Source organism: Levilactobacillus bambusae (genome assembly GCF_003124125.1).
Lineage (GTDB): Bacteria > Bacillota > Bacilli > Lactobacillales > Lactobacillaceae > Levilactobacillus > Levilactobacillus bambusae.
This window is the reverse complement of sequence record NZ_QCXQ01000001.1, coordinates 440,772-466,086: the sequence shown is the minus strand read 5'-3', so window position 1 is coordinate 466,086 and position 25,315 is coordinate 440,772. Positions and strand designations below refer to the sequence as shown.

At 46.0% G+C, this 25,315-nt stretch carries 22 protein-coding genes; 18 read left to right on the top strand and 4 right to left on the bottom strand.

The annotated features are described in order from the left end of the window. Positions 1-16: 16 nt before the first annotated feature. From DCM90_RS02460 to DCM90_RS02430, 7 genes are all read left to right on the top strand, one after another. Positions 17-1,354, top strand: coding sequence for a M20 family metallopeptidase (locus tag DCM90_RS02460; protein WP_109249770.1), 1,338 nt, complete (start codon positions 17-19; stop codon positions 1,352-1,354). Positions 1,355-1,512: 158 nt separating this feature from the next. Then, on the top strand, positions 1,513-1,980 hold the full coding sequence (gene argR / locus DCM90_RS02455) for an arginine repressor (protein ID WP_109249769.1): 468 nt from the start codon (positions 1,513-1,515) through the stop codon (positions 1,978-1,980). Positions 1,981-2,198: 218 nt separating this feature from the next. Further along, on the top strand, positions 2,199-4,298 hold the full coding sequence (locus DCM90_RS02450; RefSeq protein ID WP_109249768.1) for a PBP1A family penicillin-binding protein: 2,100 nt from the start codon (positions 2,199-2,201) through the stop codon (positions 4,296-4,298). Positions 4,299-4,376: 78 nt separating this feature from the next. Continuing rightward, a complete protein-coding gene (locus tag DCM90_RS02445; protein WP_109249767.1) occupies positions 4,377-4,727 on the top strand; it encodes a YlbF/YmcA family competence regulator in 351 nt (116 codons plus the stop codon). 130 nt (positions 4,728-4,857) lie between these two features. Then, positions 4,858-6,078, top strand: coding sequence for a metallophosphoesterase family protein (locus DCM90_RS02440; RefSeq protein WP_109249766.1), 1,221 nt, complete (start codon positions 4,858-4,860; stop codon positions 6,076-6,078). Then, positions 6,068-8,674: an ATP-binding protein gene (locus DCM90_RS02435; RefSeq protein ID WP_165815181.1), complete on the top strand. Its 2,607-nt coding sequence runs from the start codon at positions 6,068-6,070 to the stop codon at positions 8,672-8,674. Before DCM90_RS02440 ends, DCM90_RS02435 begins: the two co-directional genes overlap by 11 nt. A 32-nt stretch (positions 8,675-8,706) precedes the next feature. Next, positions 8,707-9,666, top strand: a complete 960-nt coding sequence (locus tag DCM90_RS02430; RefSeq protein ID WP_109249836.1) for a 3'-5' exoribonuclease YhaM family protein — start codon at positions 8,707-8,709, stop codon at positions 9,664-9,666. A gap of 46 nt (positions 9,667-9,712) precedes the next feature. Here the strand turns inward: DCM90_RS02430 and DCM90_RS02425 are convergent, their stop codons facing one another. From DCM90_RS02425 to DCM90_RS02415, 3 genes are all read right to left on the bottom strand, one after another. Continuing rightward, the gene (locus DCM90_RS02425) at positions 9,713-10,621 is read right to left on the bottom strand and encodes a peptidylprolyl isomerase (protein WP_109249764.1); all 909 of its coding nucleotides are present in this window, start codon (positions 10,619-10,621) and stop codon (positions 9,713-9,715) included. Positions 10,622-10,727: 106 nt separating this feature from the next. Beyond that, complete coding sequence (locus DCM90_RS02420) at positions 10,728-11,066, bottom strand: hypothetical protein (protein ID WP_109249763.1); 339 nt, start codon at positions 11,064-11,066, stop codon at positions 10,728-10,730. A 1-nt stretch (position 11,067) separates the two neighbouring features. Next, complete coding sequence (locus DCM90_RS02415; RefSeq protein WP_109249762.1) at positions 11,068-11,511, bottom strand: HIT family protein; 444 nt, start codon at positions 11,509-11,511, stop codon at positions 11,068-11,070. Between the two features lie 153 nt (positions 11,512-11,664). On the opposite strand from DCM90_RS02415, the gene DCM90_RS02410 reads away from it, so the two are divergent. From DCM90_RS02410 to trmB, 3 genes are all read left to right on the top strand, one after another. Next, on the top strand, positions 11,665-12,405 hold the full coding sequence (locus DCM90_RS02410) for an ABC transporter ATP-binding protein (protein WP_109249761.1): 741 nt from the start codon (positions 11,665-11,667) through the stop codon (positions 12,403-12,405). Beyond that, positions 12,402-13,619, top strand: a complete 1,218-nt coding sequence (locus tag DCM90_RS02405) for an ABC transporter permease (RefSeq protein WP_109249760.1) — start codon at positions 12,402-12,404, stop codon at positions 13,617-13,619. The genes DCM90_RS02410 and DCM90_RS02405 overlap by 4 nt, the downstream gene beginning before the upstream one ends. A 120-nt stretch (positions 13,620-13,739) precedes the next feature. After that, positions 13,740-14,384: a tRNA (guanosine(46)-N7)-methyltransferase TrmB gene (gene trmB / locus DCM90_RS02400; RefSeq protein ID WP_109249759.1), complete on the top strand. Its 645-nt coding sequence runs from the start codon at positions 13,740-13,742 to the stop codon at positions 14,382-14,384. Positions 14,385-14,476: 92 nt separating this feature from the next. Here trmB and DCM90_RS02395 read toward each other — a convergent pair whose 3' ends face one another. Continuing rightward, positions 14,477-14,836: a PepSY domain-containing protein gene (locus tag DCM90_RS02395; RefSeq protein ID WP_109249758.1), complete on the bottom strand. Its 360-nt coding sequence runs from the start codon at positions 14,834-14,836 to the stop codon at positions 14,477-14,479. 135 nt (positions 14,837-14,971) lie between these two features. Here DCM90_RS02395 and ytpR point away from each other — a divergent pair, with 135 nt between their 5' ends. The 8 genes from ytpR (at position 14,972) to coaE (ending at position 25,308) form a co-directional block, all read left to right on the top strand. Next, a complete protein-coding gene (ytpR, locus tag DCM90_RS02390) occupies positions 14,972-15,613 on the top strand; it encodes a YtpR family tRNA-binding protein (RefSeq protein ID WP_109249757.1) in 642 nt (213 codons plus the stop codon). Between the two features lie 100 nt (positions 15,614-15,713). Continuing rightward, a complete protein-coding gene (locus DCM90_RS02385; protein ID WP_109249756.1) occupies positions 15,714-18,302 on the top strand; it encodes a DNA translocase FtsK in 2,589 nt (862 codons plus the stop codon). Positions 18,303-18,396: 94 nt separating this feature from the next. After that, entirely contained in the window at positions 18,397-19,728 is a 1,332-nt protein-coding gene (murC, locus tag DCM90_RS02380; RefSeq protein ID WP_109249755.1) for a UDP-N-acetylmuramate--L-alanine ligase, read from the top strand. 210 nt (positions 19,729-19,938) lie between these two features. Then, positions 19,939-20,166: an isochorismatase family protein gene (locus tag DCM90_RS02375; RefSeq protein WP_109249754.1), complete on the top strand. Its 228-nt coding sequence runs from the start codon at positions 19,939-19,941 to the stop codon at positions 20,164-20,166. A 179-nt stretch (positions 20,167-20,345) separates the two neighbouring features. Continuing rightward, complete coding sequence (locus DCM90_RS02370) at positions 20,346-21,035, top strand: Bax inhibitor-1/YccA family protein (RefSeq protein ID WP_109249753.1); 690 nt, start codon at positions 20,346-20,348, stop codon at positions 21,033-21,035. 155 nt (positions 21,036-21,190) lie between these two features. Further along, positions 21,191-23,851 carry a DNA polymerase I gene (polA, locus tag DCM90_RS02365; protein ID WP_109249752.1) on the top strand — a complete coding sequence of 887 codons (2,661 nt, stop codon included), beginning with the start codon at positions 21,191-21,193 and terminating at the stop codon, positions 23,849-23,851. A gap of 21 nt (positions 23,852-23,872) precedes the next feature. Next, a complete protein-coding gene (gene mutM / locus DCM90_RS02360) occupies positions 23,873-24,715 on the top strand; it encodes a bifunctional DNA-formamidopyrimidine glycosylase/DNA-(apurinic or apyrimidinic site) lyase (RefSeq protein ID WP_109249751.1) in 843 nt (280 codons plus the stop codon). Further along, a complete protein-coding gene (gene coaE, locus DCM90_RS02355) occupies positions 24,712-25,308 on the top strand; it encodes a dephospho-CoA kinase (protein WP_109249750.1) in 597 nt (198 codons plus the stop codon). Before mutM ends, coaE begins: the two co-directional genes overlap by 4 nt. Positions 25,309-25,315: the final 7 nt, after the last annotated feature.

The following is a 25,315-nucleotide window of genomic DNA, read 5'->3' as shown; positions in this document are numbered from 1 at the left end:
GAAGGAGACTATAATCATGAGTGATGAAATTGTAACAGCAGTTGAACAACAGGGAGCCGTTGAAGCTGCAGAACGGTTAATTAGTCAAGCGTCCTATTTAGCCCCGGCAGAACCCAATGCGCCATTTGGGGCGGGGGTCCGCCATGCGTTGGATGAGGTCATTGCAATTGCGGCCGAACTAGGTTTTAAGACGTACGAAGATCCTGAGGGATACTATGGGTATGCTGAAACCGGCAGTGGATCTGAACTCTTTGGGATTATCGGGCACGTTGACGTCGTACCCGCTGGCGACCCAAAGGATTGGGATGCCGACCCATTTAAGGGCATTGTAAGGGATAACCACCTTTATGGCCGGGGAAGTCAGGATGATAAGGGACCAAGTATGGCAGCATTATTTGCGGTCAAGGCGTTAGAAAACCGGGGCTACCACTTTAATAAACGGATTCGGTTTATCTTCGGAACGGATGAAGAAAACTTATGGCGTGGGATTGCGAAGTACAACGAAAAGGAAGAATCCGTCACCATGGGGTTCGCACCGGATGCTGAATTCCCGCTGATTTACGCTGAGAAAGGCCTCCAGGATTCCTACCTCGTTGGGCCCGGATACGATGACTTAAACCTTAACCTCACTAACCCCTTTAATGCGGTTCCCGATAAGGCCCCATATAATGGTCCCCGCTTAGATGAGGTCAAGGAAGCTCTTGACGCCCATCACTTTGAATACCAACCGACTGACGACGGAATTATGGTCAAGGGGAAGGCAGTTCATGCCATGCAAGCCCCAAAGGGAACGAACGCTTTGCTACGGTTGGCTATCGCCCTTGACGATGTCTTTGGCGGCCGGCCGTTAGACTTTATCGGCAAACTGTTTAAAGAGGATGCCACTGGTACAAACGTTTTAGGGACCATTGAGGATCAAGAGTCTGGTCACCTAACGTTTAATATTTCAAGCCTCACCATCAACGAGAAGGAAACCCGGATGCAAATTGATATGCGGATTCCCGTGACGGTAGACCATGCCCAGCTCATGACCCAGCTTCGTGAAGCGGTTGCTCCCTATGACTTACAGGAAGAACATTTTGATTATCTGGCACCGTTGTACGTCCCAAAGGATAGTCCGTTAGTTGAAACCCTGATGACCGTGTACCGGGATGAAACGGGTGACGACTCACAACCAGAAGTCAGCGGAGGTGCCACATACGCCCGGACTATGACTAATACAGTGGCCTACGGTGCAATGTTGCCGGGAACCCCAGATTTTATGCATCAAGTCAACGAGAACTGGCCGCTTGATAAAATGTTTGATGCCATGGCCATTTACGCAGAAGCAGTTCGACGGTTGTGTACGGATTAAAGTTGAGTCTGGCAACAATTTCGGGCGGTTGGTGTTAGAAAACCAAAGAATCTAAAAACGAATAAGAATTGATATTTTCAATAAATATTCAGATAAAACTAGAATTGAAGGGCTTTCTTTGTTACACTGTAAACAGATTCCGTAGGGGGTTATTGTTTATGAAGAAAAACATTCGCCAGTCCCGGATTGAACAGCTCATTAATCAATATCCAATCTCGACTCAAGAAGAATTGATGCAACGGCTTCAGGACGTTGGCATTCAGGCAACCCAAGCAACAATTTCTCGGGATATTCGAGAAATGCAGATTGTTAAAGCGCAGGATGGTCATGGCCACCTTAGGTACACCATTTTTAAATCGGGGAACCGTAGTGTTGAAGAGCATCTGCGTGAAACGATTAATGAAGTTGTGGTGGACTTAAAGCGAGTTTCATTTATTAACATTGTCCGAACGTTGCCCAGCAACGGGAATTTATTAGCCGCGATTTTAGACGACTTGGACTTGCCAGAAGTGTCTGGAACGCTGGCGGGACACGATACGATCTTTATCATTAGCGAAAATGAAGAAATTGCTAAACGGTTGAACCATAAAATTTCAGATAACATGAATCCAGACATAGCGCACTAGCAAAATTTGACCACGGAGACAGATCGAGTCACTGGTTTGGCAACGTTGAATGGAGATCATAATCAGATCCGATTGTTTATTGATTGGATTTTGGTTATGATCTTTATTTTGTGGTGGGATAAAAGCTCAATTTTTATTAAATTTCTGGGCATTATTAGCGCCCCCAAATGAGTATGCTACAATTAATTTAATCATTACCAGTGAAAACGAGGTTAAACATGAAAAATCGTGGATCAAATCAATCGGAGTCACCCATTTTAGCGTGGCTTAAGAACGCGTGGCACGTCACGTGGGATTGGGTACGGCGTTACTGGCATCGATTCCAACTAACACGATGGCTAATAGTGATCGCCCTATCATTATTTTTAGTTTTAAGTATTGATATGACTTTTCAGGCTAAAACCGCTAAGGTGTCAGATTTAAAGAACCAGCTGGAAAATCCAACGGTGATTTATGATAAAGACAATCATAAGGCGGGGACGCTTTACTCACAAAAGGGGTCCTATGTTCCACTAAAGAAAATTTCGCCAAGTATTCAGAAGGCGGTTATCTCCACTGAAGATCGGCACTTTTATAGTGAACACGGGTTTAGTGTTCGGGGGATTGGCCGGGCTATGTGGCTGTTAGTTAAGAATAAAATTATGGGTCGGGATTATATTAGCGGCGGGGGATCGACTTTAACCCAGCAGCTGGTTAAGAACGCCTATTTAACGCAGGAACAAACTTTTTCGCGCAAAATCAAAGAAATATTCCTATCCATCGAAGTTGAAAATATTTACAGTAAAAAGGATATTTTGACGATGTATCTCAATAATGCGTACTTTGGAAATGGGGTTTGGGGGGTCCAAGATGCGTCAGAACGGTACTTTGGCAAGCCTGCATCAGAGTTGACGACTGCCGAAAGTGCGGTTATTGCAGGGATGTTGACATCGCCCAGTGCTTATAATCCGGTTGACCATCCCCAAGCGGCCTTAGAAAGACGGAATGTTGTATTAGGCTTAATGGCAGATACAAAGTCCATCACGACGTCCGAGGCTAAGCAGGCAGAAGCTACTCCGATTGAGACGGCAGATAATTATAGTTACAACGATAGTTATAAATATCCATACTACTTTGACGCAGTCATTAACGAAGCCGTCAATAAATACGGGTTATCTGAATCAGATATCATGAACCGGGGGTACAAAATCTATACGTCTCTGGACCAAAACCACCAGGAAAATATGCAGTCCACCTTTAAAAATGACGCTAACTTTCCGACGGATGCTGCCGACGGGACTAAGGTTCAAGCGGCCTCCATTGCTGTTGATCCAAGTACCGGGGGAGTAGAGGCGGTGGTTGGCGGCCGGGGCAAACATGTCTTTCGGGGGTATAACCGGGCAACCCAAATGAAACGGCAACCTGGCTCAACGATTAAACCGATTGCTGTTTATACTCCAGCCTTACAAAACGGCTACTTTTACGATTCAGAGTTGAGTAACGAACGCCGCTCCTATGGGTCTAACAAGTATCGGCCTAAAAATTGGAATAATCAGTATTCCGAAAAAATGACCATGTATGACGCCCTAGCCCAGTCCATGAACGCACCCGCAGTTTGGCTGCTGAATAAGATTGGGGTTCAAAAGGGTTACGACTCCGTTAAGAAATTTGGCTTACCCGTCACTAAGTCGGACGATAACCTTGCGTTGGCTCTAGGGGGCCTAAAGACGGGGGTGTCTCCGATGGAAATGGCATCGGCTTATACGGCCTATGCTAACCAGGGAAACCTTAATTCAGCCCACTTTATTACGAAGGTGGTTGATGCCTCTGGAAAGACCGTCGTTTCGTCCGGCGAAACTGCTAGTCAGCCTAAACAAGTGATGTCAGCGAAGGTAGCTAAACAAATGACCAGCATGATGTTAGGCGTCTTTAACTACGGAACGGGAACGGACGCAAAACCATACGGCTATTCCGTTGCAGGTAAAACGGGAAGTACGGAAGACGTCCAGAGTTCAGATTCTGAGGCTACCCGGGATAAATGGGTAATTGGCTATACGCCCGATGTCGTAGTAGCGACTTGGGAAGGTTATGACAGTAACGATAAATCTCACGTTCTAGAGGATACAGGTACGGTGGGCGTTGGAACCCTCTTCCGGACGGAAATGCAGGAAATTTTGCCGAACACCAAGGGGACCCAGTTTGACACAAAGGATGCCTCAGACCTTGCTAAAAGCGAAAGCAGTAGTGATAACGATCTATGGGGGCGGGTTCAGGACGGCGCTAAGAGCGCACAGAAGACGGTTGAGAGTTGGTGGGACAAAGCGAAATCCTTCTTCTAACTTAAGCGGCTTCTATCGAGAACTTAGCGGAGAAATGGTACAATACTTGTAGATTGATAACGTAGGAGGAATAGTCAAATGGCAGAAGTAGTAAATGTATACGATACCGCAAATCAACTTGAACAGGAATTACGGGAAACTCCAGAATACCAAGCACTTGCTGGTGCATACGGTAAAATGAAGGCCGATGCCGTTGCTTATGATGTCTTTAAGAATTTCCAAGACGTTCAAATGCAATTGCAAACTAAGCAGATGCAAGGGGTCGAAATTACGGAAGATGAAATGCAACAGGCCCGCGATTTAGCAGACAAAGTTTCGCAGTTTGACGTCGTTAAGGACTTGATGGCCAAGGAAAAGGCCGTAAATGATGTTTTGGCTCAACTAAACCAAATCATTACAAAACCCATTCAAGATTTATACCATGATTAAGGCCTAGTGTTATTCGAGAAATCGATGGCCGAACAATTTAAAACGGCTGGGTTACTAAGGCAGGATTGCTTTAGTGGCTCAGTCGTTTTACTATGGTGACAGTTCAATTATCTGAAGAAGGGATGGCATCATGAAATTTATTCACGCGGCCGATTTACACTTAGATAGTCCATTCTTAGGCTTGGCGAAAGCGCCGACCCCGTTATGGAATAAAATTCGCCAGTCAACGTTTCAATCGTTCACTAAGATTGTTGATCTAGCGATTAAGGAACGGGTGGATTTTATTTTAATTTCAGGGGACCTTTTTGATCGGGATGTTCAATCCGTCAAGGCCCAGGGTTTTTTACTTAGTGAGTTTAGCCGGCTACGGGATCAAAGGATTTCCGTAATCATTAGCTTTGGTAATCACGATTATTTGGCGGATCAACAATTAGCAGTTGATTACCCGGATAACGTTTTTGTCATGCCAACGACTGTCACCACCCATAAATTAAAGTTGACAACGGGCGAAACAGTTGCCATTAGTGGATTTAGCTATCCCAGCCGGTGGGTAACGACTGATCCTTCCGCAGATTTTCCCACGCGGGAGGGGACCGATTGGCACATTGGAATGTGGCATGGCGAAGTTGCTACTAAAAACCAACGGACGGACCACTATGCCCCGTTTGACCTGCAAAAACTCCTACGTAAACGTTATGATTATTGGGCTTTAGGGCATATTCATCAACGTCAGAGCCTCAATACGAATCCACCAATTTGCTACTCCGGCAATATTCAGGGACGTGACCGAAGCGAGACCGGACAAAAGGGAGTTTTTTTGGTTCACAGTGAAGGCAACCGATTGATTCCGGAGTTTCACGCCACGGCTCTCATAGAGTGGAAATCACTCAGCATCAATGCAGCGGAGTTAGGGACCCTTACCGATCTTGACCGTACCATAGACCAGTGGGCGGCAGACCAAACGGCACCCTTTAAACTGGTAACCGTCCAGATAGCGCACGGCGAACAGCTTTCGGCGTCGTTAAAGGCAACCATTGACTCGGGGGAGTGGCTAGAGCTCTTTCAGGAAAGCCATCGTAGTCAGTTTCAGCGTCTCGGGATTTGGGTAAGCCAAATTCGCATTGATGAAGTACCGGTAAGTCCCACCCGAACTAAGATGGACCAGCAGTTTTGGCAAACCGCCGCGGAGCAGGTGTTTACCCGTGATCAGCTGCTCACGTTGAGTGGCCCACTAAGTCGGGAGGGCTTTCTGATGGATTGGCTCAATGATCCACAAACGATGGTGGAGATTAAAAGGCACGCGGGCCGGCTGTTGAGTCATCAGACGGAGGATGTTCAAAATGAAAATTAAACGGCTCACCCTTTACGGGTACGGAAAGTTTGCAAATCAATCGTTTGATCTGGATGGCACGATGACCACCTTTTACGGGCAAAATGAAGCTGGTAAGTCAACGATTGCGCAGTTTATCCCCGCAATTTTATTTGGGTTCCCGTCAAAACGGTCTGCAGATTTGCGTCACGAGCCACTAACCGGTGGGCGATATGGTGGCGAACTCATTATTGAAAAGCAGGGCCAGGAATTTCGAGTTCAACGCGAGTCCGGTCCAAAACGGGGCCGGGTAACACTAACAGCCCTTCAGACGGGATTACAATTACCGCCCGAAACGTTGACTGATCTCATTGCTCCGCTGGATGAAGCGCTATACGAAACTGTGTTTTTCATTGATGAACCCCGGCTGGCGCAGGTGTTTTCGTTAAAACCAGACCAGCTCACGTATTTAATTCAAGGGTTGGGGGCAGCTGGAAGCGAAGAATGGCAGGAGTATGAACATCAATTAGAGCACTCGGCTAGGGATCTTTATAAACCCACGGGCAGAAATCCCGTTATCAACCAGCAACTTGGCACGCGGGCCGAATTAGTGGACCGAATTGAACAATCCAAAGCAGTCTACCCCCAGTTTGTAAAGGCCGTTGACCAGCAGCATCAGTCAAACGAGCGGCTCAAGGATTTGGAAACAACGGTGCATCAAGCCAACCAAGAGCTAAATGAACTTCAAGTTCTGGAATCCAAGTGGCCGACTTACAACCGACTAACAGTTCTGACTGATCAGCAGACTAATCATACGGTTGGATTCAGTCGGGATGATGAACAGGAATTACAACATTTATTGGTCCGATTGGATGACTTAAAGACCCAACAGCAAGATTTACAAGCCGAACTGGCACAGGCTAAGGGACAAACGCCCCAACAGATGGTTGGGTATGCAACACATCAGGAACGGTTTGACTCATTAGCAGCCGAACTGGCACAGATGACTCAGGTAGCGTTACAAATCGAACGGGATCAATCAAACCAACGGAATCAACATGAAGAATATCAAGCTTTGCTAGACCGATATTCGGTTGGTGGACAGGTTCCCCGACCGTTTACACGTTCGGATGATCAACTGGTTTCGGAGTTATTAAATCAACAGCGTAAGCTACGGCAACGTCAGCAAACCATGCAGAACCAACTAAACGCTGCCAACGAACAAGGCCCCAGAACCCGAACCACACAGCGTCAGCCGGTTACCCGAGACCTTCTACTAATAGGAGTGGGGTTAGGGCTACTTTTAGTGGCGCTGTTTATGCCAAGTATGGCGGTTAAACTGGTGGGGGCCTGCATTGGACTAGGAATTGCCGCCTACGCGTATTTCGGTTTGTCGGCAACGACGTCACACAGTCTACCGACTGATCAAGTTAGTGAATTTTGGGCGCAGCTTCGTGAAAATAACCGTGATGCGCAAGCGGTAACGGATCAATTAGATCAAATCGGAATTCGGTACGGCCTGACAGCGTTAGATCCTGAACAGTGGTCCTCAATTCAGCGTGACCTCAATCGGTTGCAGCAGTTACAGCGGGAAATTCAGGATCGGGGACAATTCCCGCAGCGGATAGTTATTGAAGACTACCTGCAACAATGGCAAACGGTTATGCCCGAGCTTAAGTTCAGTGATCAGATGAGTTATTCTAATCAACTGCAGGCGGTTTCAGCGAGGGTCGATCGTATTCGAAGTGCCGCACAGTCGGAACAGTCTACGGTTAGTTTGTTAACCCAGCTCCGCCGACAAGAACAGCAGCTAAGCGGTCAAGTTGAACGCCAGGTTAGCCAAGTTAACCAATTCTTGCGGAACCGCGGGGTAGAAACGGCCGATCAATTCAACGCCCAGGTTACCGTTGAGAGGGATCGGGAAGTTGATCAGACGGAACTCAGGCGGTTGAGTCAGCAATTATCAGCTGATGATTTGAAGCATCTCGCCCAGTATAAAACCCGGCAGGAGCTTCAAACGCAACTTGAGACGGTTCAAAACCGGAGTACTCAACTTCAGCAGCAACAGACGAATACCGTGCATGAACTAGCCGAGTTAGCCGCTAAAATTGAGGCGTGGACAACTAACGGGCTGCAAACGGACCTGGAACAGCAGCTGGCGGCGTTAGATACTGAAATCATTGCCAACGTTGAAAAGTACTTATCCCACCAATTTGCGGCCCGGTGGATTGATCAAATGTTGGCCCTAGCTTCCCAGGATCGGCTGCCTGAAATTATTCAGCTGGCAGAGGGACAGCTAGCACTTCTAACTAAAAACCGGTATACTCAAATTAAATTGAGCAGTGAGCAGATTGAAATTAAGGGTGAACAAACACCGTGGTTAACGGTTGGTCATCTCTCCCGGGGGACGGCTGAACAATTATATGTTTGTTTGAAGTTAGCCGTGGCACGCGTTTTAAGTGAGAGTCACCGACTACCACTAGTGATTGACGATGGATTTGTGACCTTTGATGACCAGCGCCGGCAAATGATGTCGCAGTTGTTAACGGACGTTGGCCAACAGTTACAAGTGATTTTGTTAACCTCGGATGCTCAAGCTGCTCAAACAGTTAACCAAAATCAGTTAATCAAACTTTAGGAGGGATTACCTTGGCTGAACCACAATTACTTATGACCTACGGTGTTGATGATGAATTAACCACCTTTGTGTTACTAAAATCCGTTGACGTCCGGGTAGCCAAAAACGGCAAGAAATATTTGGCGATCATTTTTCAGGATGAATCTGGGGAGATTTCCGGAAAGTACTGGGATGCTTCCGATGAAGATATTGCTCAGTTTGTGGCGGGGCAGGTAGTTCAATTGCACGGAAAGCGGGAGACTTACCAGGGCTCCCCGCAAATTAAGATTTATCACTTGCGGTTGGCAACGGATACGGAACCTAACGATCCTAAACTCTACGTGGAACATTCACCGATGAAACGGGATGACATGGTTAATGAAATTAGTCAGACGTTGTTTGAAATTACGGAGCCGTCATGGAATCGGATTATCCGGTTCCTATTGAAGGAAAAACAGGAAGCCTTTTTTGACTTTCCGGCGGCCAAAACCAATCATCATGCCTTTGAAGGTGGATTAGCATACCATACGATTTCGATCTTGCGGTTAGCCCATTCCGTGGTTAAACAATACCCAGCATTAAACGGACCGCTGCTTTATGCTGGCGCCATTTTGCATGATTTAGGCAAGACGTCTGAATTAAGCGGACCCGTTTCAACCACCTATACGAACGAAGGCAATCTCTTGGGGCACATTTCGATTGTCGACGGGGATATTGTGCGGGCCTGTGTCCAACTAAAAATTGATCCCGATGATGAATCTGTCATTTTATTGCGGCACATGGTTTTATCACACCATGGCGAACTGGATTACGGTTCACCGGTTGCCCCGGAATTAATGGAGGCTCAAGTTCTTCACGACCTAGATGAAATGGATGCGTCCATTATGATGCTATCAGCGGCCTTAGGCAAAACGGAACCCGGTCACTTTACGGAACGGCTTTTTGCAATGGACGGCCGCCGGTTTTTCCGGCCAACCCGGTTGCCAGAACAGGTCCCAGAAAAGGGGCAATAATCAAAAAAGGCCACTCCCGCGGGAGTGGCCTTTTTTTGGTACTTAGTTATTTACTAGCACTGGAACTTGATGAGATGTAATCAGATAAGATATTCTTTAAATCGCTATCCTTAATCTGAACGTCACCGTTCTTTAAGACTTTTGAAACCACACTGTGCAGCTTAGTGCTGTCGTTTAAATCATTGTTGATGATTTGTGATTTCAATTCAGCCTTGTGGTCTTGCCACTTACCCTTGCCAGGATTATCTAGCATTAAGATAACGTGGTAACCATACTGGGTTTTAACGGGTTCGGCCGTGTATTCGTTGTTGTTCAACTTAAACGCAGCCTTCTTGAATCCAGAGTCAAGGGAAGTATCTGTGTTGTCAAACTTAGGTAGCTTACCACCATTGTTCTTAGTTGCGGTATCCGTTGAATTCTTCTTAGCTAAGGAAGTGAAGGTACTTTGAAGTTTCTTTGGATCCTTCTTGTTGTCGTTTAACTGGTCGATGATATCTTCAGCCTTTGACTTCTTAGATACAAGGATTTGAGCAACTTCGACCTTAGGTTGGTAGCTCTTGAACTGCTTTTGTAAGTCAGCATCGGTAATCTTGGTGTTGGCCTTAACGGCTTCCTTTAACAGAAGGTTAGAGCGAATTTCGGTCTTTAGTTGGGAAGCTGTCATCCCACTTTGGGAAAGGACGCTGCTAAATGATGACCCATACTGTGACTTATATTCATCATATTGCTTTGTCACTTCGGACTTCTTAACTTTATCGCCGTAATCCTTTTCGAGCACCTTATTTAAAATCATTTGTTGCAAGATCTGTTTTCCAGAAGAGGTGGTCTTCATACTGCTGTAGTAGGCACTTTCAGTAACGTCTCCACCCTTGGTAGTTGCGACTGCTTTGCTTCCACAGCCGGCTAATGTCAAACTAATGACAATTCCGCTGAGTGCAATGACCCATTTCTTCATAATATGTTCACATCCATTTCTAAATGATTAAATCGTACAAAATTCATCTTACCACACGTTCATGAAATCCTATAAAAAGACGCAATAACTTTACAAAAAGTTCATATTATTCATGGGTAGTAGAATCTTGGCCGTTTAACCGGTTAATGGCGTCGTTTAGTTTGGCCACGCGGGGCTGAATTTTAAACTCAAACTTGTTAATGTCCGTTTGAATATCGGTTATAACCGGTTGGGCATTTTGAATGGCTTCCTGAAGTTTGGTGAGGTTATGTTGGACCGCCCGCCGTGAGGCCTGAAATTCTTGGTATTGGTCCACCTTAACCCGAACATCATTAACCTTTTCTTTTCCCCAGTCAATGGGATTCTGACGCGTTTGGATTAGGTGAAAGGCCAAGCCAATTCCGGCGGTAACGATGGATCGCTCGGCAAAATTTTTTAGTCCCATACTAGTCCTCCATTTCGGCTTCAATGGCCCGTTGAATTTTAATGTAGTCTTCAGGCTGATACTTTGATGAGTTGTCTTTAAACGTCATTGAAAAGTCATCGTGGTCGGTGTAACGGGGAACCAAGTGGAAGTGGGAATGAAAGACGGATTGGTAGGCAACCGCACCATTATTATTCACGATGTTCATGCCCTGGATATTAGGGTTTGATTTCCTTATTGCGTTGGCAATTTTGGGAATCCGTGAAAAGACAGCCGCGGCTAGCTCAGGATTATACGCAAAAATATCAGCCACGTGAGTTTTGGGAACCACTAATGTATGACCAGGAGTTCCCTGAGAAATGTCGAGAAAGGCCTTAACGACGTCATCCTCATAAACGGTATAACTTGGAATTTCCCCTAAAATAATTTTGCAGAAAACACAGTCTGGATCAAAAGTTGCGTCCATAGGACATCCTTCTTTCAGTCAGTTTAAGCCCATTATACAATGAACGGTACCAAGAAAACACAATTAACCTGAAAACGGTTGACAGATTTTAGAGTTTCACACGGGTGTGCTATACTGTGGACAATCAAATGGATTAGAAGCGGAGGGATTGATTTGACGTTAGAAGTCAGTCACGTGGTTGGCGGGTATTCACAAATCCCCGTTTTAAAGGATATTAGTTTTGACGTTAAAGACGGTGAGTTAGTGGGCCTGATCGGGCTGAACGGAGCCGGAAAGTCAACGACAATCAACCACATAATTGGGTTATTAACGCCCTTTAGTGGCACCATCTCCATTAATGGAATAACCATTGCGGAAAACGATCAGTTGTACAAACAGCAAATCGCATATATACCGGAAACCCCGGTTCTATACCCAGAACTAACACTGAGGGAACACATCGAACTAACCATTATGGCTTACCGGTTAAATCAGGAAGAGGCCTGGCAAAAGGCGAACGAACTTTTAAAAACCTTCCGTTTAGACAACAAATTAGATTGGTTTCCGTCTAATTTTTCGAAGGGGATGCGGCAAAAGGTCATGATCGTTTGTGCGTTCATTACCAACGCCAATCTATTTATTATTGACGAACCCTTCATGGGGCTTGATCCCCTGGCTAAAAGTGATTTACTTGCTGAAATGGATAAAAAAAAGCGAGCTGGCGCTAGCATCTTAATGACCACCCACGTTTTAGAAACGGCCCAGCAATACTGTGATCGGTTTGTGCTGCTTCATGACGGGCAAGTAAGGGTGGAAGGGACGCTAAAGGAATTACATGAGGCGTTTCCGGATAGCGGTGAGTCGTTAAATGATATTTACCTTTCCCTAACCAAGAAAGCGGGTCAAACGGAATGAAAACTTTATTTTCAACCCGACTGAGCCGACATTTAAGGAACATGGTGAAGTATCTCCGCCTAGTCTTTAATGATTTTTTTATCTTTGCTCTCATGTTCTTAATTGGCGGTTTGGGTTACGGCTATTCCATTGAACTCCAGCGGTTGCACGCAAATAGTTGGTGGGCTCCGCTCATTGTCATCGTGGTGGCAATGATTAGCGTTCAAATTGGCCGGTTAGCGACCCTGATTGAAAGTGCCGATAGTGTTTTTTTGCTTCCAAGGGAGCATGATATGCACGCGTATCTGGTGGCAGGAAGACGTTACAGCCTTTGGTTAGCAATGGTAACGCAGGGCCTAGTTTGGTTTGTGCTGCTGCCCTTTATTCGGGTGACGTTGACCACTAACTGGATGAACATAGTGGGACTGCTAATCATCATGGTTAGTCAGAAGGACTTAATCTTGCGGCGGGCGTTAGCCAATTGCTACCGGTATGAAACCCCGCTAATTAAACGGGGCTGGATGATTGACTGGGGCTGGTCCTTAATTTTATTTGCTACGGCGGCTTACGGCGGCTGGGTCATTGCAGCCGGGTTAGCGATTGCGGCCGACCTTGTTTTTGCAGTGCAGACCGCTACCACTTGGGCTAAGCACCCGATTGATTGGCGGGCGGAGATCGTCAGGGAAGATAGTCGAATGCTCAGTATCTATCGGTTCTTCAATCTGTTTACGGATGTCCCTATGCTACGTGGAACCATTCACCGGCGTAGCTACTTGGACGGGTTGTTTCGCCGAATTCCGGCTAACCAAGCGAATACGTTTCGGTATTTATATGCTCGGGGACTTGTCCGGGGAACGGAGTTTAGTGGCCTGATCATTCGACTGACTCTGATCGGGCTGGTCATTTTGTACTTCGTCAGGGGGCTTTGGCTCCCCGTAATCTTTTCGGCGTTGTTTGTCTATCTCCTAGGATTCCAGTTACTGCCGTATTTTTCCCAGTTTGACGATAACGTTTTTACGCACATTTACCCCGTGGCCAATACGGAAAAACTGAAAAACTTTCAGCAGGTGATGCGAACCATTCTCATCGTGACGGGGGTGTTGTTTGTCGTGATGGCTTGCATCGCAAATCTGAACTGGGAAACGCCCGTGGTGTTAACCTTAGTCCTCGGGGTTGAAATTTGGGTGATGGTTCAATTTTATGCCCCCCGGCGGTTAGCCCGACAAAAAAATTAAGTTGACGTTAACCTAGGTTAGCCAGTAAAATAAGGCTATTCTGAACTTAAATCGAAATCAGAGCTGTGTTCAGTCAACGGGTTGAACATAGCTCTTTTATTTACACTTGGAGGAAAAAAGATGCGCGTACGCAATAAACCATGGGCTAAACCGTACATTGAGGAACATCCTAATTTAATCGTGACCGATCCAGTTCCGTTAAAGGGAAACTGGCAGAGTCGGTTTTCGGCCGTTCAGCCCCTACACGTTGAAATTGGGACCGGGAAAGGTCAATTTATTGTTGAGATGGCCAGGTTACACCCCGAAATCAACTTTTTGGGAATTGAAATTCAAACGTCAGTAATTGCTATTGCACTCAAGAAGGTGGTTGAAAGCGAACTGCCAAACATTCAATTAATTTTGTCTGATGGTGCTGACGTTGACACCTTCTTTGATCCGAATGAAATTGACGAAATTTATTTAAATTTTTCGGATCCGTGGCCTAAAACGAAGCATGAGAAACGGCGGTTAACTTCAGCTGGATTTTTGAAAAATTATCAGGATGTTTTAAAACCAGACGGCTTACTTCAGTTCAAGACCGATAATCGGGGACTGTTTGAATATTCACTGGTGAGTTTAAATAACTTTGGAATGATTTTTCAGGGAGTTTGGCTGGATCTTCACCAAGCTAACGATGAGGTAGAAGACGTCCAGACCGAGTACGAACAAAAGTTTTCTGCGCTTGGACCGATTTATCAAGTTATCGCTAAGTTTAACCAGGCATAGAACAAATTGAACGAATAAAGCAGACCGGGCAATCCGTAAGTGGATTGCCCGGTCTGCTTTATTTAGTCGGGCCTGCTTAAGGCGGAGTCGCTTTAGGCGAGTGTTATTTTAGTTGAAGTCGGTTGGTCCGTCCGGTGAACATCAAGGATACTGCCTGTTTTGGCATCCGCAATGAATTCATAGGTCACTAATTCATCGTCCTCATACCGGGTAATGCCACCGTAGTAAACGTCGGTCTTTAGAGCAAATTTTTGAAAGGGAACGGCATGGGTTTGAATCCAGGTGCCCTCTACGGGTGCTTCCGCTCGAAAGGCCTTCTTCACTTCAGTTAGAATGGCTTCAGGTGAGAGTCGCTGCGGTTTGCTAATAAATTGGCTGATAATGTAGCCGATGACCGCTGCAATGATACCCGTTAAGCTAAGCTGATAAAGCTGTTCGTTTTTAGCTCCCATAGTAAAACCTCGCTTTCGAGATGATTTATCCTTAGTATACCAATGAATCCTATAAATTTCACACGAAACGAAAAATTGCGCCAATTTCTTGGTATAATAGTTAGCAGATAGTTTTAGACGAGGAAGGGTGTTTAGATGTTAATTACCAGTTATAATCCGGGTGAATTAGGGGATACCTTAATTACCATTGTTGGTCCCGACGCTGAAGAGCAAGCGAGCGTTCGCCAGCAGGATATTGTCCGGATTTACGATGTTAAAACCAATCAAACGACTGGTTATAATTTTTTTAATGTTTCAAAAATTTTACCAAAGCTTACGGGAAACGGACAGTTAATTCTCCCGACTGACGAAGTAGCGGCGTTGAATGCGGCGTTAGTGCAGGCCGGGTTTGATGGTGAGCTAGTGGCTGACATGCAATCTAAGTTTATCGTAGGGGTGGTTAAATCAGCCGTTGCCCACCCAAAATCTGACCACCTGTTGGTAACCGAAACTGAAATTGGTGGGGGAAAAACCCTGCAAATTGTCAGTGGTTCGCCTAACATGAAAGCGGATATTAAAGTCGTGGTTGCCGTGCCAGGAGCAATGATGCCAAACGGCGAGATTATTTGGCCGGGTGAATTGCGTGGGGTTGAAAGTAATGGTATGATTTGTTCAGGCAGAGAATTGCAGATTAAAAACGCACCACAACGGCCTGGAGCTTTAATTTTACCAGATGATTATCAACCCGTTGGCGAAGCGTTTGACTTTGAACGAGCAGAAAGTTTGTTCGAATCCTAAATAAGATCTGAACTGGCCGGGCACATCTAATGTTCCTGGCTTCTTTTGTGCCTTTTACCTATTGTGAATTGAATTGTATTTTGAAAGGAATCGGATCCGAATGAATCATTATGATGGCCCTGCTTTTTATCGCAAATTTGCGGGCAGAACGGAACCAAAACAACGTCGGACACCGAATGAATCGGAACGAAGCACGTCACCCTTTAAACGTGAAGAAGGATCCGTGAAGAAGACACCCGCCACTAACCCGACTTCGGTCAATAAACGGGCTCAATTAACACCGAAAGTGGCAGACCAGACTAAAACGTCGGGAACCACAGCAAAAACCCGGGGTGAGTTAACGGAAGATGCAGCAAACTACACCCGGCCGTTTACCCCAACTAAAATTCCAGCCCAGTTAGTCACGAAACCCCGGATTAAACGACCAGAGATTGGCTATCAGTCACTTGTTCGGCATTTACATAAGCCAGATGACCAGGTCCTGCTTTTTGACTTCAATACCGTGATTTCAGAGCAGCCGCAGTCAACTTTAACGTTTGCTCCTACGGTCGATGAACAATCAGAAACAGGAACACCAGTAGCCTCTAATGAGCAACCGACTACCTTGGAACTAGATGCCACTCCACTTAACCAGCAAGCAGAACTTATTTTGCCGGATGAAGATGAAGTGACACGGTTGGCAACTAGTTTAGCAGCACAGACGCCTAAGGAGGCCACAGGGACCACTAGCGAGTCCCTATCTAATGAGATCGTCAGTCCCACTGATGATCAAACCCAACCGGTGGAATGTGAAGAAGAGACGGAAGAGTCAGTTAGTGACGTTTCGTCGGACCAAACCGTGGTTGACGAACCAATCGTGGAGAGCCAGAGTGTGGCCTATGCAACGGAGGAAAGTGAAATTGCAGCGGCAACTCCGATAATAGGGGAGGGTGAACAGTCCGATTCTACGACAACTTTATCCGGTGACTTAGACGTTTCTGAATCGATGATATTAGGTCAGAAATCTGAAACGGTCGAAACAAATGAACCGACCACAAAACCAGAGTCATCATCTGCATCTAAGCAGCCTAAAGCCCGAATTCATGCGGCTAAGTCGGTTAAACCACGGGGCTTAGGTCATGGGTTAGGCGATATTATGTCTGATGAGGAAAACGACCAACGTGATTTGGCATTATTTAATCGTGAGTCGGATCAGCCTGATATTGTTGAACAGCCCCAACCGGCCCTGCGGGAAGACGGTCACGGATATGAATTTCCGGGCATTGATTTATTGACCCCTCCCGTAACCCAAGATGATGACCAAATGGATGATTGGATTGAACACCAAGTGGACATCTTAGATCAGACCTTAAGTGCCTTTAACGTTAAGGCCGAGGTGTCGGACTGGACGATTGGGCCAACGGTAACCCAGTTTCAAATTCATTTAGCGCTTGGTGTTAAGGTCAATAAGATTACGAATTTGATGGACGACTTAAAGTTGGCGTTGGCTGCGAAGGACATCCGGATTGAAGCCCCGATTCCTGGAAAATCAACGGTGGGAATTGAAATACCTAATCCGAAGGCCCGGCCAGTTATGCTGTCTGAGGTTGTCAACACCCCTAAGTTCCAGGAGAGTGAGTCACCGTTAACGATTGCACTTGGGGTCGATTTAAACGGGGAACCGCAAATTACGGATCTGCGCAAGATGCCGCACGGCTTAATTGCTGGTGCAACCGGCTCAGGAAAGTCCGTTTTCATTAACTCACTGTTACTTTCCATTTTATACAAAGCCACCCCCCAACAGGTCAAGCTCCTGCTTATTGACCCGAAGGCCGTTGAAATGGCGCCGTACAATGGGATTCCTCATTTAATTGCGCCCGTTATTTCGGATTCTAGAACGGCTTCGGCGGCCCTTAAGTGGGCGGCAAAGGAAATGGATCAGCGGTACGAAAGGCTGGCAGCGGCTGGGGTTCGGAAGATTGAACAGTTTAATGACCGGGCTGATGCAAATGATGAACCCGGCCTGAAAATGCCGTACATCGTGATCATTATTGATGAGTTAGCTGATTTAATGATGGAAGCAACGAGCGAAGTTCAGGATTATATTGCCCGAATTACCCAAAAGGCACGGGCGGCTGGAATTCACCTGATTGTTGCAACCCAACGCCCTAGTGTAGATGTCATTACGGGAATGATTAAGAATAATATTCCAACTCGGATTGCCTTCATGGTTTCAAGCCAGGTTGATTCACGGACCATCCTTGATCAGGGTGGTGCAGAACGGCTCCTTGGCCGTGGTGATATGCTGTACATGGGGAACGGGTCCAGTCAAGCGGTCCGGCTCCAAGGTGCATACGCCGATGATGAAGTGGATTTAATCACGAACTTTGTTAGAACCCAGGGGAAGCCCCAGTACGCATTTTCCCCTAAGAGCCTTCTGGAGCACGAAACTGAAGTCGAAAATCAAGACGAGTTGTTCCCTGAGGTCTTACAGTTTATTGCCGATGAGGATACCGTTTCAACATCAAAGCTTCAGCGAATTTTCTCAATTGGCTACAACCGAGCGGCCAAATTAATTGATGACTTGGAGAAACATGGATATGTTTCGGCCCAGCAGGGATCAAAACCAAGGGACGTTTACTTCGAATCAGCTGACCTTGCTGAGTTACAGCAGTCGGCACCCCATCAATCTGAAAAATCAAGTTTTTAGCGTGGGGTTGCTCGTATTAAAATCATCTTTAGAGTGTTCTAGGGTCAAGACCCTAAATAATTAAAAAAAACTGGTTAGAAAAGAGGATTTTTCCATGGATAAAGAAACCACGTACTACTTCGTTGGAATTAAGGGCTCGGGAATGAGCGCGATGGCACGAATTTTACACGATAAGGGCTTTCAAGTTGAGGGTTCTGATATTTCACAGTATACGTTTACGCAGCGTGGATTAGAGGATGATGGGATTCCGGTTTACGATTTTAACGTTGATCACATTCATGATGGATTAACGGTGATTGCGGGAAATTCATTTAATGATGACCACCCTGAAATTAAGAAAGCCCATGAAATGGGTCTAACGGTGTATCGGTATCATGAATTCTTGGGTCAATTAATTAAGGATACAACTAGTATCGGGGTAGCCGGGGCCCATGGAAAAACAAGTACAACTGGTTTGCTGGCCCACGTTTTAAGCGGCGTGGCCCCAACCTCCTACTTAATTGGGGATGGAACGGGAAAGGGAACCCCTAACGCCCGATTCTTCGTCTACGAAGCGGATGAATATCGGCGCCATTTTCTGGCAACATACCCAGATTACGCCATTATGACCAACATTGATTTTGACCATCCCGACTACTATCAGGACAAGGATGACTACTTTAGTGCGTTCGAAACCTTTGCTAACCAAGTGCAAAAGGGAATCGTTGCCTGGGGTGACGATCCTTACCTGCGGAAGCTAGAAACTAAAACCCCGGTTTACTACTACGGAACGAGCGATAATGATGATTTCCAAGCGGTAGATATTAAGCGGACAACGCAGGGATCTAAGTTTCATGTTACCTACCAGGACAAAGATTTAGGCGAATTTGAAATTCACTTGTTCGGTGAACATAACGTTTTGAATACGTTAGCAGTGATTGCGGTTGCCTACTTTGAAGAGGTTGATCTAAACGAAATTCGGCGGGAACTGTTAACTTTTCAAGGGGTTAAACGCCGGTTTACGGAACGGACCATTGCGGACATGACCATTATCGATGACTATGCCCACCACCCATCAGAAATTAAGGCAACGCTAGACGCGGCTCGGCAACAGTATCCCAACAAAGAAATTGTCGCTGTCTTCCAACCCCATACGTTTAGCCGGACCATTGCATTAATGGACGAATTTGCGGAAAGCCTGAATTTAGCTGATCAGGTCTTCTTGACCCCCATTTATAGTTCACCACGTGAAAAGAGTGGGGATGTCTCAAGTGAGGACTTGGGTGCAAAAATTTCTAAGGGCGGCCAAGTCATTACCCTGGATGATGTTTCGCCGCTATTGAATTTCCATAATGCAGTCGTTATTTTTATGGGTGCCGGCGACATCCAAAAATACGAACGAGTTTACGAAGATTTACTGAGTAATTCAACGTTAAACAATAGTTAGAGAATCAAAAAGTTAAACGTTGCCTTAAAAAAATTGTCATCTCAGTTGAAGTGGCCCCTGATTTTGGATTCCGATTCAATCTCAGGGGCCACTTTTGGCTTACAAGTGATGACTTGAATTGGGAGATTAACATGATGAACTCCTGTGCTTTGATTGTCATAGGGGGAGTGCACGTTGGTTAGCTAACCATTTCTTTAAGCGGATTTTTCCGTGTTTATAGTCGCAAAGAGGTCCCCAGTTGCGTTTCAACGGACCGATTTGGGGGCTTTAATTCACTGGTTTCAGGTCCGTAACGGCGTTATTACGGGCTGTACCCTGAATAATACGTGCATTAAGACGGCTGCTTCGGCATATGAACGCCACCTGAACGTTAAGGTTGTGGCGGAACCCTGCGTGGCTAGTTCGAAAAAACGTGGGCGATGGCGGTTGCCGAACTGAACCACTAAGTTATTATGGCCGACCAGTTGATGACGCAACTGAGTGATTCAGATAGTAGCGGAAATGAGTTTAATAATGGCTTGTAAGTGATTTGTGAGCCATTATTTGACTCTTCATTTGCGTCTGTTAAACTATGAACAGGTATTTAGCAAATTGATTGTTAGAAAGAGGGAAGGTTTATGAATAATTTTGAACAGCGGCCAACGGTCAATGCCGAGGTTGGGTTAAACGCCTTTTTAACTAAGATGTTTGGGTGGATGACCTTAGCCGTTATTGTTTCAGCTATTACGGCTTACGGAATGTCATTTGCCCACATTCAGTTGAGCGGCTTGGGAATTTGGGTGCCACTCATCGTCTGGTTTGTTCTTCCGTTCTTCGTTAACGCACAAGCCATGAAGCGCCCGGGACTAGCTTTTGTTCTACTAATGGTTTATGCGGTGGTTACCGGTGGGGTATTTTCAATTTATGCACTAATCTATAGCGGAACCGCAATTACATCCGCCTTTTTATCCAGTGCCATCTTATTCATTACAATGGCGGTAATGGGGTTAACGACAAAACGCGATCTCTCTAAGCTGGGAAATCAAGCGTCGGCCGCCCTAATTGCCTTGGTCATCGTCATGTTAATTAACCTATTTTTGCGAAACTCACTAATTTCATTAGTGTTCTCTGTCATTGCGGTCATTATTTTTACAATTTTGACGGCAACGGATACTCAACGGTTAAGAAACCTATACTTGCAGTATGGAAATGAAGAAACGACAACTGGATTAGCGGTTTCGGGTGCTCTGCAGTTATACTTGGATTTTGTTAATCTGTTCTTGCAACTTCTCCAAATTTTTGGAATCTTCGGTAACGATCGGAATTAATTTTAGGCAGTGAAGGATCATCTCCGGATGGTTCTTTTTTTATGGGAAACTTTGGTGGAATAATGTTTTTAACGGGGGCAATTTGGTAAAATAAGGGGTAGAAACTTTAATTGAACGGATTTGCGGAATGGTTTATTTCGCGGAAGGAGAGACATATGGCAGAAAAGCGACTATTGCTTATTGACGGAAACAGTATTGCGTTTCGGGCGTTTTATGCATTATATAAATCGCTAGATCGGTTTACGAATGCAGAGGGATTGCATACCACCGCAATTTATGGTTTTAATACCATGCTTGATACCATGCTGGCTAAGGTCAACCCGACGAACGCGCTAGTGGCTTTCGATGCTGGTAAAACAACTTTCCGAACGGAAATGTTTTCGGATTATAAGGGCCAACGGGATAAGACGGCAAGTGAACTATCCGAACAGCTGCCCTTTATTCATGACTTATTAGCGGCCCGCGGCATCCAGAGCTACGAACTGAAGGACTATGAAGCCGATGATATTATTGGGACGTTAGCCTGTCAGGCAGATCAAGCTGGGTATACGACGACCATTGTGACAGGTGATCGGGATCTTAAGCAGCTCGCAACGGATCAGACGACCGTTGCAGTCTCTAAACGTGGGGTCACGGAGGTTGACTTATTTAACCCGGTAAAGATCCACGAGACAATGGGAATTACCCCAATTCAAATTATTGACGTCAAAGCACTTCAGGGGGATGCCTCTGATAATTATCCAGGCGTTGAGAAGGTCGGGCCAAAGACTGCCCAAACCTTAATTCAAGATTATGGGAGTGTTGAGGGTGTCTACGACCACTTGGATGAAGTTTCCGGTAAAAAGTTAAAGGAGCACCTCATTAGCGGGAAGGAAAATGCGCTGCTGGGCAAAAAACTCGCCACGATTATTCGGGATGCTCCGTTGACGATTGGTCTGGAAGATACGAAGTACGATGGCATTCACCGAGAAGAACTCATTGCCTTTTATGAGAAAATGAATTTTCAGTCCTTCCTTAACCGGATGCCAATGACTGATGGTGAACCAAAGCCAGTTGCCGAATCAGAAGCCATTAAGTACACTGAATTGACCGAGGATAACCTGGATCAGCTTGGCGATTTATCTGGAACGGTTGATTTTTATCTCGAAATGATTGATGAAAATTACCATACTTCAGCTATTAATGGGTTTGCGATTGGTCAGGACGGCCATTGGTTTGTGAGTCGTAACGCTTCATTAATCAAGCGCCAAGAGATTCGGGGGCTCCTCGAGAATTCTGAAGTCAAGAAGGACGTTTTCGATGCGAAACGAACTTACGTTGGATTAAGGCGGTTAGGCGTTGACCTTAAAAACGTTGACTTTGATTTGCTGTTAGTTTCCTACTTGTTGAACACCAATGATAATTCCAATGATTTAGGGAAGGTCGCTAAAGAACATGGTTATCAACAAATTCCGACCGATGAAGCTGTCTATGGTCGGGGGGCTAAGCGGGAAATTCCAATGGATGACCTCGTTTTCTTTGAGCACCTGGCCCGTAAATTAAAGGCAGTCGCTGACCTTAGAAAGCAATTATTAAACGAGTTGGATCGGCACGAGCAAACCCGACTATACTATGATATTGAGCTACCCATTGCAGTCATTTTAGCCCAGATGGAAATCGAAGGAATTACGGTGCAGGCGGAAACGTTAGAGGCCATGGGCAGCAAATTAAGTGAACGCATCGCGGAACTAGAACAGGTGATTTATCAAGAGGCCGGGGAAGAATTCAACATCGGGTCACCTAAACAACTCGGCCACATCCTGTTTGAACAAATGGGGCTGACGCCGCTTAAGAAAACTAAAACGGGTTACTCAACTTCAGTGGATGTGCTAGAACAACTGGCTGCAGAGGCCCCAATTGTTGAAAATATTTTAAAGTACCGCCAAATAACAAAAATTCAGCATACGTACGTCGAGGGACTATTAAAGGTGATTAGCCCCACTGATCATAAGGTCCACACCCGTTATTTACAAACGCTAACGCAGACTGGCCGGTTATCATCCGTTGACCCAAACTTACAGAACATTCCGGTTCGTTCTGACGAAGGGCGTCAGATTCGGCAGGCTTTCGTTCCCCGGCATAAGGGATGGAAGATTTTTTCATCCGATTATTCTCAGATTGAGCTTCGGGTGTTAGCGTCGATTTCACACGATCAAAATATGCAGGATGCCTTTAAAAATGGTGAAGATATCCACGCCGCAACGGCTAGAAGAATTTTTGGGTTAAGTTCGAATGATGAGGTAACGCCTGATCTTCGACGTCAGGCTAAGGCCGTCAACTTTGGGATTGTTTACGGGATTAGTGATTACGGTCTATCAAAGAACATTGGGATTAGCCGGAAGGATGCCCGAACGTTTATCGACAAGTACTTTGCGGAGTATCCCGACGTTAAGAAGTATACGGAAGACGTTGTCAAGGCGGCCGAAGAAACGGGCTACGTTGAAACGATCGCCCATCGGCGCCGGTACCTTCCAGACATTAATAGTAAGAACTTCAATAAACGGTCGTTTGCTGAACGTACGGCCATGAACACACCAATCCAAGGTAGTGCGGCCGACATTATTAAAATTGCAATGATCCACATGCAGGAGGCCTTAAAGGATTACCAAGCTACCATGCTGCTACAGGTTCATGATGAATTGATTTTCGAAGCACCGGAAGAAGAAATTAGTCAGTTAGAAAAACTGGTTCCGTCCATTATGGATTCAGCCGTTCACCTCGATGTTCCGTTGAAGGTTGAAAGTCACTATGGGGATACTTGGTACGATGCGAAGTAAGGATAGAGATGGGGGAGCGAAATGCCAGAGTTACCAGAAGTTGAAACGGTTCGGCGGGGATTAACGGAATTAGTCGGGGGTGCCACGATTGACCACGTCACCGTGAACTATGAAAAAATGATATCACCAGATAGTCCTGAATTTGAATTATTATTGGAGGGTCGCACGCTGGAACAAATTGATCGGCGGGGAAAATATTTGCTGTTCCGGTTTAACGGGGGATTAACCATGGTGTCCCACCTTCGAATGGAGGGCAAGTACGATGTTCAACCCGAAGGCGCACCGATTGCCAAGCATACCCACGTTATTTTTCATTTGACGGATGGTCGGGAGTTACGCTATATGGACTCCCGGAAGTTTGGCCGGATGGCGTTGCTGCCAACGGGGCAGGAGGATCAGCTATCCGGAATTAAACGCCTGGGTCCTGAACCAACCCCCACAACTTTAACCCTCGCTTATATGAAGCAGGAATTTAGTAAGAGCCGCCAGGCGATTAAGCCCTTTTTGCTGGATCAATCCCACATTACGGGATTGGGGAATATTTACGTTGACGAGACGTTGTGGATGACAAAGATTCACCCGTTAACCCCAGCCAAATTGCTAACGGACGATGAATTAGCCATGTTACGTCTTAATATCTTAAATGAAATTGAACTGGCGATTGCTAATCACGGGACCACGGTTCATTCGTTTTCAACCGCCTACGGAAATGCGGGGAGTTTTCAAAATTCCCTCCATGTTTATGGTCGGGCCGGGGAACCGTGTGAACGATGCGGCACCTTGATTGAAAAGACTAAGGTCGCGCAACGGGGGACGTCATTTTGTCCCTACTGCCAAATTCAAAAGGAGTTAATTAAAAAATGACAACGTGGCTAGGGTTAACGGGCGGAACTGCCGTGGGAAAGTCAACGATTGCAAACTTTTTTGCCGATCAGAGCGTTCCCGTTGTCGATGCTGATCAGGTTGCCCGCCAGCTTGTCACTCCGGGTACCCCCGGATTAACCGCCTTGATCTCTGAATTTGGGCCCGAAATCGTAGCTGAAAATGGGACGCTGGATCGAAAAATGCTGGGACAGCTGGTGTTTCATCAACCCGCTGAACTTACCCGCCTAAACCGTGTGATGGCGCCCTTGCTGCTTCCTGAAATTCTTCGACGGATGAAGCGTGAACGAAATTCAGAGTTAGTGGTTCTGGACGCCCCAACCCTGTTTGAGGCGGGGTACGTTCCGCTAATGGATCTTACCATGGTCGTTGTGCTATCACCGGCTAAACAACTAGAGCGATTAATGGCCCGGGACGGATTAGATCAACAGGCTGCCGCTGAACGAATTGCCAGCCAATGGTCACCATCATTTAAGGCCAGTCAAGCAGATGTTGTCATCGATAGTTCGGGAACGATTGCTAAAACCCGGAAAAAAGTGTTAAAATGGCTTGATGACACTGATTTTAGTGGCTGATAAAGTT